Origin of the sequence: Rhodococcus sp. TAF43, assembly GCF_052113525.1 — a bacterium.
GTDB lineage: Bacteria > Actinomycetota > Actinomycetes > Mycobacteriales > Mycobacteriaceae > Prescottella.
Window position 1 is genome coordinate 67,480 of the sequence record NZ_JBFRDL010000019.1, and the last position, 8,839, is coordinate 76,318.

Annotated in this window: 11 protein-coding genes; 6 read left to right on the forward strand and 5 right to left on the reverse strand. The window is 64.9% G+C overall.

All coding sequences use genetic code 11. From position 1 onward, the window contains the following. Window positions 1-20 precede the first annotated feature (20 nt). Window positions 21-1,022, forward strand: a complete 1,002-nt coding sequence (locus AB4Z09_RS14135; RefSeq protein WP_442240022.1) for a phosphotransferase family protein — start codon at window positions 21-23, stop codon at window positions 1,020-1,022. Between the two features lie 196 nt (window positions 1,023-1,218). Here the strand turns inward: AB4Z09_RS14135 and AB4Z09_RS14140 are convergent, their stop codons facing one another. From AB4Z09_RS14140 to AB4Z09_RS14155, 4 genes are read right to left on the reverse strand one after another with little or no spacing between them, the layout of a single operon-like run. Then, complete coding sequence (locus AB4Z09_RS14140; protein ID WP_114723977.1) at window positions 1,219-2,409, reverse strand: acyl-CoA dehydrogenase family protein; 1,191 nt, start codon at window positions 2,407-2,409, stop codon at window positions 1,219-1,221. After that, window positions 2,406-2,765 carry a DUF6285 domain-containing protein gene (locus tag AB4Z09_RS14145; RefSeq protein WP_174907309.1) on the reverse strand — a complete coding sequence of 120 codons (360 nt, stop codon included), beginning with the start codon at window positions 2,763-2,765 and terminating at the stop codon, window positions 2,406-2,408. The genes AB4Z09_RS14140 and AB4Z09_RS14145 overlap by 4 nt, the downstream gene beginning before the upstream one ends. Further along, a complete protein-coding gene (locus tag AB4Z09_RS14150) occupies window positions 2,762-3,418 on the reverse strand; it encodes a carboxymuconolactone decarboxylase family protein (protein ID WP_442240023.1) in 657 nt (218 codons plus the stop codon). Before AB4Z09_RS14150 ends, AB4Z09_RS14145 begins: the two co-directional genes overlap by 4 nt. 34 nt (window positions 3,419-3,452) lie before the next feature. Next, complete coding sequence (locus tag AB4Z09_RS14155) at window positions 3,453-4,004, reverse strand: VOC family protein (RefSeq protein WP_442240024.1); 552 nt, start codon at window positions 4,002-4,004, stop codon at window positions 3,453-3,455. A gap of 113 nt (window positions 4,005-4,117) precedes the next feature. Here AB4Z09_RS14155 and AB4Z09_RS14160 point away from each other — a divergent pair, with 113 nt between their 5' ends. From AB4Z09_RS14160 to AB4Z09_RS14175, 4 genes are all read left to right on the forward strand, one after another. Next, the gene (locus tag AB4Z09_RS14160; protein ID WP_254622709.1) at window positions 4,118-4,726 is read left to right on the forward strand and encodes a TetR/AcrR family transcriptional regulator; all 609 of its coding nucleotides are present in this window, start codon (window positions 4,118-4,120) and stop codon (window positions 4,724-4,726) included. A gap of 179 nt (window positions 4,727-4,905) precedes the next feature. Further along, window positions 4,906-6,441 (forward strand): class I adenylate-forming enzyme family protein, encoded by a 1,536-nt coding sequence (locus tag AB4Z09_RS14165; protein WP_442240025.1) that lies wholly within the window; start codon window positions 4,906-4,908, stop codon window positions 6,439-6,441. A gap of 37 nt (window positions 6,442-6,478) precedes the next feature. Further along, complete coding sequence (locus tag AB4Z09_RS14170; protein WP_174907303.1) at window positions 6,479-7,420, forward strand: SMP-30/gluconolactonase/LRE family protein; 942 nt, start codon at window positions 6,479-6,481, stop codon at window positions 7,418-7,420. Beyond that, complete coding sequence (locus AB4Z09_RS14175; protein WP_254622708.1) at window positions 7,417-7,797, forward strand: ketosteroid isomerase; 381 nt, start codon at window positions 7,417-7,419, stop codon at window positions 7,795-7,797. Before AB4Z09_RS14170 ends, AB4Z09_RS14175 begins: the two co-directional genes overlap by 4 nt. A gap of 35 nt (window positions 7,798-7,832) precedes the next feature. Here the strand turns inward: AB4Z09_RS14175 and AB4Z09_RS14180 are convergent, their stop codons facing one another. Beyond that, window positions 7,833-8,189, reverse strand: coding sequence for an enoyl-CoA hydratase-related protein (locus AB4Z09_RS14180; protein ID WP_442240026.1), 357 nt, complete (start codon window positions 8,187-8,189; stop codon window positions 7,833-7,835). 196 nt (window positions 8,190-8,385) lie between these two features. Between AB4Z09_RS14180 and AB4Z09_RS14185 the strand changes: the two genes are divergently transcribed. Then, on the forward strand, window positions 8,386-8,839 hold a 454-nt coding region (locus tag AB4Z09_RS14185; protein WP_442240027.1), incomplete at its 3' end, for an enoyl-CoA hydratase-related protein.

Consider the following 8,839-nt stretch of genomic DNA (forward strand, 5'->3'; position numbering starts at 1 on the left):
GTCGTTCGAAAGGGATTGCCGTGTCCACCGCAGAATCGACCCCGGTTGCAAACGAGGCCGGCGTGATAGAAAGCCGGCTCACGCTCATCATGAGCCGCGCCACCCAGGACCCATCACTGCGCGTGGAGAACCTGCGCCGCGTCCCCGCAGGGGCATCACGACACACATGGTCGTTCGATGCATACGGGGAGACGACCGAGCGCCAGGAACTGATTCTGCGAATCGACGCGCCCGGCGCGTTCGAGGCAGAGTCGATGAACCGCGAGTCCGCCCTGATGACGGCCGCGGGTCGCGCCCGGGTGCCGTCCCCGAAGGTTGTGACCTCCGGCAGCGGTGACGATGAACTCGGTGCCGCGTACATCGTGATGAGCCGAGTCGAGGGTGAGTCCATCCCACGAAAAATCCTGCGCGACAGCGAATACTCGTCGGCCCGTCCGCGAATGGCGGGACAGTGTGGCCAGATCCTGGCACGCATCCACAGCATCGATCCCGCATCGGTCGCCGGCCTCGAGGAGCGCGACGAGCTCGACACGTGGCGCAAGACCCTGTCGGACACCGGTCGAGCGCACCCCGCTTTCGAGCTCGCGATTCGATGGCTGGACCAGAACCGTCCGCCTGCCGCGGCACGCCGAGTCGTCCATGGCGACTTCCGTCTGGGGAACTTCATCGTCGGCCCCGAAGGCATTCGTGCCGTGCTCGATTGGGAGTTGGCCCACCTCGGAGATCCACTCGAAGACCTCGGCTGGCTGTGCGTGAAGACGTGGCGCTTCGGCCAGCAGCCTCCGGTGGGTGGATTCGGAACCGTCGACGATCTGGTCGCAGCTTACGAAGCAGAGAGCGGATCGACCGTCGATCGCGACGCCCTCCACTGGTGGTTGGTTCTCGGCACACTCAAGTGGGGAATCCTGTGCCTCCATCAGGCGGAACGGCACCTTTCCGGGGCCACCCGCTCGGTGGAACTCGCAGCGATCGGGCGCCGCGTCAGTGAGACCGAATGGGACCTCCTCGAGCTTCTTCCCTGACCACACCGGGCGTCTGCGCCAGCGTCGTCACCGGCTCCGGCTGATGGGCTCGTCCGTCGGTCGAGGCCGGTGACGACCGACGGTGGCCGGTATCCGACGACCCCGTCGGATACGAAAGGGCCCCGAGGGAATTCGAGTGCGACTTCGAACGTCGACACTCCGGCCCTCGGGGCCCTTACTGGGAACGGTGCCGCGGTCAGCGCAGCCCGAACTCCCAGTTTCCGCCGCGGCGGTACTCACTCAGAATCCTGCGGCCGACGCTCTGGATGTGCACCTCGTCGGCGCCGTCGTAGATCCGCGCGAACCGTGCGGCACGGTACATGTGGCTCAGCGGCGTGTCCTCGGTGACGCCGGCCGCACCGAAGACCTGGACAGCGCGATCGACGACGTTGTGCAGCATTCGCGCGCCGAAGACCTTGACCGCGCCGATCTCCACCCGCGCCTGGTCACCTCTGTCGACCTGTTCGGCCGCCTTCAGGGTGAGCAACCGGCTGGCCTGGATCTCGGTGTAGGAGTCGAACACGTGCTGCTGCATCAGCTGCTTGTTCGCGAGCGGTTCGCCGAACGCGACTCGCTCGTTGAGGCGGTGGCACATGAGATCGAAGGCCCTCTGCGCCTGGCCGAGCCATCGCATCGAGTGGAAGATCCGGCCGGGGCCCAACCGTTCCTGCGCGATCACGAACCCGTTGCCCCGCTCGCCGAGCAGGTTCTCGGCCGGCACCCGTACGTTGTCGTACTCGACCTCGTAGTGTCCGCTGGACAGACCGAGTACGGGTGTGTCCCTGACGATCCGGTAGCCGGGATGATCCGTCGGAACGATGATCATGCTGAACGAAGCATGCGGTGCAGCGTCGGTCTCGGTGCGGCACATGACCGTCGTGTACGCGGCGTCTGCGGCCCCCGTGGTGAACCACTTGCGGCCGTTGATCACCCACTCGTCACCGTCGAGCGTGGCGGTGGTCTGCAACTGCGTCGGATCCGACCCCGCGACATCCGGCTCCGTCATGCCGAAGCTCGGCGAGATCTCTCCCTGCACCAGCGGCTCGAGGTAGGCCTCTCGCCACCTCGGACTGGCGTGCCGGTTCAGCATGATCGAGTCCTGGAGCGTCCAGGTGCCCAGCGCCAGCTGGCCGTACTCACTGCGCCCCTGGACCTCGTTGATGTAGACGTAGTCGAGGAACGGAAGCCCTCCGCCACCGAGCTCGGCCGGATGCCCCAGCGCCCACAGGCCCTCGGATTTGGCTTCCTTCTGCAGGTTCGCGATGAGGCTGCGGGCCTCCGACCCGCCCGCATCCAGAATCGGCTCGCTCGGCTCGACCCTCTCCACCATGAACTGGTAGACCTTGTCGCGCATGGGGCGAATGTGATCGGGGACATCGAATGTCATGCAGGCCCTCCGAGGTAGCCGGGATTGTCCACGCGGAGCTTGGCCTCCACGCTCGCGGTGACGAGGCGTTTGACCTCAGCCAATCGTGAGTCTTCGCGACCTGTGCGGATGGCCTCGGCGAGTCCGGCATCGTCGGCGTATCCGAGCTGGGCCAGTCTGTCTCGGTGCTCGGAGGTATCGGCTGCCCCGTGTTCGAGTTCTCGCTCGACGATCGCCAACGCGTTGATCGCCACCCGGGCGTGGAATCGGACCGCTCCGTCCAACTCGTCGATAACCTTGTCGGCGAGGAACTCTCGGACGGCCGTAACGAGTTCGGCGGCGGTCGGAACGTCGTACAACGTCTCCGGTGCCGTCATCGGCGATCCTCGGACAGACTGATTGCCGCGCCGACATCGACGGCGGCGTATCCTTCGGGTGCGGCGACCTCGACGATGGACTCGTCCCGGTCGTCGAACTCCAACCGCAACGCCCGGCTCATCACCGCATGCATGTCGTACAGGCAGGTGATGTAGGTCAGCTCGAGAATCTGTTCGTCGGTCAGCCCGTCCTTCAGCACCTGGAAGGTACCGTCGTCGACACGGCCGCCGCCCGTCACCAGACTGTCGGTGTAGGACAACACCGCTCGTTCGAGAGGGGTGAACAGATCCGAGACACCCCAGGACGGGATGGCCTCGATCCGCTCCTCGCTGACTCCGAGCGAGCGGAGCGACTTGCAGTGCTGGGAGAAGACGAACTGGCTGCCGCGCAGCCATCCCGCACGAGTCTGACCGAGTTCGCGCAGTACCGGGTCGAGAAGCCGATTGGGGCTCCGGTAGAGCGAGAAGCCTCGAACTGCGTGCTTGAGCACGTCCGGCACCAACGCGAAGACGGTCCACCAGTCGCCCGGGGTTCCGGCCTCGGTGCCGGGCTCGGCCACCGGGTCCCGGTCCGGCCCGAACAACTTGTCGTACATGGTGAGCACGATGTCGGCCTGAGCCTCAGTCCGTGAAACCTGCYTCAAACGGGGCATCGAAGGGTCCTTCCCTGGTGGTAGGTGGTGTCGGTCAGATCGCGGCCGCGTTGGCGGCCTTGGCCGGACGGTGTYGGACATCGGCGGAGGTCAGCTCGCGGGTGTACGCGGCGAACTCGAGCAGGATCCCGTCGGGATCCTGGAAGTACAGCGAGCGCACGAAGACTCCGTCGTGCATCTCGGACGCGACACCGGACTCGCTGTCATCGTGATTGAGGATGTAGCCGACCCGGACACCCTTGCTCTTGAGCTTGGCCCGATACTCGTCGAACTTGTCCGCCGGGATCGTGAACGCCACGTGGTTCATCGAGCCGATGGCACTTGTGATTTCGCCCTTGCCGGGAATGGTCACGGCCGCGGCGATTCCCGGCGCGGCCGGCGGAGCATCGGGGAACCAGAAGAACGCCAGGTGGTTCCCGCCACCGAGGTCGAAGAAGAAGTGCTGCCCCCCACCGTCCGGGAGCTCGAGCGTCTTGACCAGAGGCATCCCCAGCACGTTGCTGTAGAAGTCCACGGTGCGCTCCATGTCAGAACACACGAGCGCCAGATGATTGATTCCGGTGATGTCGAACTCGGAATTCGTCAAGGTCCAGTCCCCTTTCACGGCGTTAGGCCTCGCTGCGACAGCCGGCCCACTCAACTTGACATGATAGTCAAGTCAAGTCGGTCGGGTCAACGCTCGCTGCTACGATTCCGCTCGTGCAGGACTCCGCCCTCCCGGTCAGCAGTCGCGGTCGCGCCACCCGCGAGCGCCTTGTTCGCGCCGCCCGCGAGGTGTTCGAGGAAGTCGGATTCGTCGACGCACGAATCACTCACATCACCAAGACGGCCAAGGTTGCCTACGGGAGTTTCTACACGCACTTCTCCTCGAAGGAGGAGATCTTCTACGAGGTCGCATCCCGGCTGTTCGAGGAGATGTTCGCGCCCGACGACACCACGTTCGAGGGCGACACGCCGCGGTCTCGACTCGACCATGCCAACCGGGTCTACTGGGAGCGATACCAGCAGCGAGCGCGCATGATGGCGATCGTCGAACAGGTCGCGACGATCGACCCCGACTTCCGTGACCTGCGTCAGCAGCATCGCAAACAGACGACCGATCGCACCGCGCGTTCGATCCAGCACTGGCAGGAACAAGGACTGGTCCCCCACGACCTCGATGCACAGGTCGCGGCTCAAGCGTTGGGCGCCATGGTCGATCGCACGCTCTACCTCCGCTTCGTACTCGGCGAGACGGACCATGCCGACACTGCGCTCGACACCGTCAATCTGCTGACGATCAGAGCACTCGGCCTCGACCGCGACTGAGACGCGCGCCTACCCCCACCTCCACGGGCGACGAGCGATTCGCCAGATTCCATACAATCAACCCGGAATCTGCCCGACATATGGGAATCTTCTCCGAAAAGCTTGATCGCAGGCATGGGTCGGGGTCTAGATTGTGTGCAATATCTGTTATCCAGGCCACGTTCCGACTGGAGTCCCACATGCTCTTCAGCGACCTCCTGCGGCGAAACGCCGCTCGCTTCCCCGATCGAACCGCCCTGTCGATGGCCGACGGTTCCGACTCCCGCACCTACCTCGAGCTTCACCAGCGCGCGATGCGCTTGGCCAACGGCCTCAGCGGCCTCGCTGACCCCGGCGACCGAGTGGCCCTGCTGTCCGAGAACAGCCTCGAGTACGTGGAGGCCTACTACGGCGTCCCCGCCGCCGGCATGACCCTCGCACTGCTCAACTACCGCCTTCACCCGAAGGAGTGGGTCTGGATTCTCAACGACTCGGGTGCACGCGTACTGCTCGTGCAGCCGAAGTACCTCGACCTGATCGCCGACCATCGTGCCGAGCTCGAGACCGTCGAACACATCGTCGTGATCGGCGAGGACACCGCCACGTTCACGTCCTACGAGCAGCTGCTGAGTGGAGCCGCGACGACCGCACCGCAGATCGACATCAGCGACGACGACGACGCGTGGCTGCTCTACACCAGCGGAACGACGGGTAAGCCCAAGGGCGCCCGGCTGAGCCATCGGAATCTGAACACCGCGCTGATCCAGTCTGYGATCGAGCACCAGCCGACACCGGACACGTGCTTCCTCAACGCCATGCCGCTCTGTCACGTTGCCGGCTTCCTGACGCCGCTCCATCAGTTCCGGGGCGGTTCGGTGTTGATGATGTCGGACTGGGATCCCGAGCGGTGGATGCAGCTGGTCCAGGACCACCGCGTGACCAGCGGCGGGTTCGCGCCCACCATGATGCAGATGCTGCTCGCACACCCGAAGATCGACGACTACGACCTGAGCAGCCTGGAGTGGATGGGCTACGGCGCATCGAAGATCCCTGCCGACGTTCTCCGGCGGACCATCGAGCGATTCGGTCCCGTCGTATACGCGGGCATGGGCATGACCGAACTCGGCGGCAACATGCTCGTGCTCGACAAGGCCGCCCATATCCGTGCGGCCAACGGCGAAGAACACCTCCTCGACGCGGTCGGCAAGCCGATGTCGCTGGTCGATGTCCGCGTTGTCGCTCACGACGGAACCGAATGCGCTCCAGGAGAAATCGGCGAGATCGTCGTCCGCGGCGATCAGGTGACCACGGGATACTTCCGCAACCCCGAGGCGACGGCGCAGGCGTTCGAAGACGGCTGGTTCCACACCGGCGACCTCGCACATCGCGACGACGAGGGGTTCATCTACATCGTCGACCGTGCGAAGGACATGATCATCACCGGCGGGGAGAACGTCTACTCGAGCGAGGTCGAGAACGCCATCTACAGCCACCCCGATGTACTCACGGCAGCGGTCATCGGGACCCCTGACGACAAGTGGGGCGAGATCGTCACGGCCGTAGTCGTTCCCAAACCGGGCGTCGAGTTGACGGCCGACGACATCGTCAGTACCTGCAAGTCGCAGATCGCCTCGTTCAAACAGCCCCGCAAGGTCATCTTCACCGACGCAATGCCACAGACCGTCAGCGGCAAGATCCGCAAGAACATCCTGCGCGACCAGTACACCACCAGCTGACCGCTACTTCTACGGCACATGAATCCTGGAGGATCCCATGCAATTCAGCACACTTACGACCGGACTGAAGTTCCCGGAAGGCCCCGTAGCGTTGCCCGACGGCGACGTACTGGTGGTGGAACTGCACGGCGGCCGGCTCACCCGGGTAGCCGCTGACGGCACGAAGACCGTGGTCGCAAACCTCGGCGGCGGCCCGAACGGTGCTGCGATCGGTCCGGACGGCCGAGCCTACGTCGCCAACTGTGGAGGGATGCACGCGTTCGACGTCGGCGGATACATCTACGCCGGCGGCACACCCGAGGACTACGCCGGGGGCAGCATCCAAGCCGTCGATCTCGAGACCGGCGAAATCGAACTGCTCTACACCGAATGCGACGGCCTACAGATCCGAGGGCCCAACGACATCGTGTTCGATGCGCACGGTGGCTTCTACTTCACCGATCACGGTAAGACCAACCACCTGACGAGCGACCGCGGCCGGCTGTACTACGCGACCGCCGACGGGTCGTCGATCCGAGAAGTGGCATCAGACATGAACGGCCCCAATGGGGTCGGCCTCTCCCCGGATGGTTCCCGGCTCTACGTCAGCGAAACATTCACCGCGCGTGTGTGGTGGTGGAACGTCAGCGGTCCGGGCGAGATCGCCGGCGGCGAGATCGTCGGCGGCTCCGGCAACGGGAACTTCCTCTACGGATCCCCGGACTTCCGCTACTTCGATTCCCTCGGAGTCGAGGCCAACGGCAACATCTGTGTCGCATCCCTGTCCACACCCGGCATCTGTGTGATCAGCCCGGAGGGCAAACTCGTCGAGTTCGTGGCGATCGACACCGACGGCGACCCTGGAATCACCAACATCTGCTGGGGCGGAGAGGACATGCGCACCGCGTACGTCACCGCATCCAGCACCGGCAAGCTACTCAGGTTCGACTGGCCCCGTCCGGGACTGGCGCTGAACAACCAGGCGAGCATGGCGCGATGAACGCAATCGGCGATGTCGCGGACAAGTTCTTCGCCGCAGTCACCGCTGCCGATGTCGCCACGCTCGAGACCTTGTACAGCCCCGATGTAGTCGTCTGGCACAACTACGACGACATCGAGCAGACACGTGACGAGAGCATCCGCACGCTCTCGTGGCTGGCCCGCAAGGCCGGCCCGCTCGAGTACGTACAGATCCGACGGCTGCTACTCGACGACGGGTTCGTGCAGCAGCATGTGGTGGAACTCAACGGGGTCGCACAGGGTCTGCGTATGCCCGCGATGCTACGGGTCTACTGCGACGACAAGCACATTCACCGGATCGACGAGTACGTCGACCCCGGACCGCTCAACGTGCGACTCGCGGCGGCGAAGAACTGAACAAACAGCCCCGTTGGTAGATCTGGCCCGCCGAATCAGCGTCGAGGTCGACCAACGGGGCTGTCACTCTTTGCCCTTGATGTCGATTCCGGATCAGTGGTTGCCGAAGTTCGGCGGTCGCTTGTCGCGGAACGCGTTGACGCCCTCGGCGAAGTCTCGCGTGCCGAGCAGCTCGAGCCGGCCGGCTCGCTCCCGCCGGTACAGAACGATCGCCCCGCACCGGTGAGGACGGCGACCCGCACGTCGGGATCCATGGAGTAGGTCTCGAATGCTTCGGCAATTGCATCGAGAGTTTCGGTGAGGACAGCGTTCATGCTGGCGGCGCAGTCGATCGTGATGCGCAGGATGCCTCCGTCGAGAGAGGTGAGGACACCGGAGCCGATCGTGCTCACTTCGAGATCCCTTCGGTTGGTTGCGCCTCGAGGCCGCAAGGGTTCTCTGAGCCGGAGGCGGATTCGTTCCAGGGAAGCGAAGAGGTCGAAGTCAATCAGCACCGCGGACGATGCAGGCGTTGACCAGCCAGCCTCACCATGATAGCTATTTAGCGAGCGCTAAATAGCTATCATGTTCTTCGATGAAGGAGGCCGCATGGCCGACGAGCCGACCGGCACCGAACCCGCCGCGCTGTACGAGCGTCGCGGCAGTGTCGCGATCATCACCCTCAACCGCCCGCGGGCACTGAACGCGGTCAATGCGGCACTCTCCACGGCCGTGGGGACGCTGCTCGAGCAGGCCGACGCGGACGACGAGGTGCGGGTCATCGTTCTCACCGGCGCCGGACGCGCCTTCTGCGCGGGCGCGGACCTCAAGGCACTGGGCAGCGGCGCCCCGCTCGAGGCCGACGGCCACCCCGAGTGGGGTTTCGCCGGCTACGCCCAGCACTGGATCAGCAAGCCGACGATCGCCGCGGTCAACGGTTTCGCGCTCGGCGGCGGCACCGAACTGGTCCTGGCGTCGGACCTGTCGGTCGTCGACGAACACGCCCAACTCGGCCTGCCCGAGGTCACGCGCGGGTTGTTCGCCGCGGCCGGTGGTGTGATCC

Coding starts and splice junctions, on each gene's coding strand:
- AB4Z09_RS14145 (WP_174907309.1), bottom strand. CDS start 2,765: ATGACGGCACCGGAGACGTTGTACGACGTTCCGACCGCCGCCGAACTC.
- AB4Z09_RS14140 (WP_114723977.1), bottom strand. CDS start 2,409: ATGACATTCGATGTCCCCGATCACATTCGCCCCATGCGCGACAAGGTC.
- AB4Z09_RS14170 (WP_174907303.1), top strand. CDS start 6,479: ATGCAATTCAGCACACTTACGACCGGACTGAAGTTCCCGGAAGGCCCC.
- AB4Z09_RS14175 (WP_254622708.1), top strand. CDS start 7,417: ATGAACGCAATCGGCGATGTCGCGGACAAGTTCTTCGCCGCAGTCACC.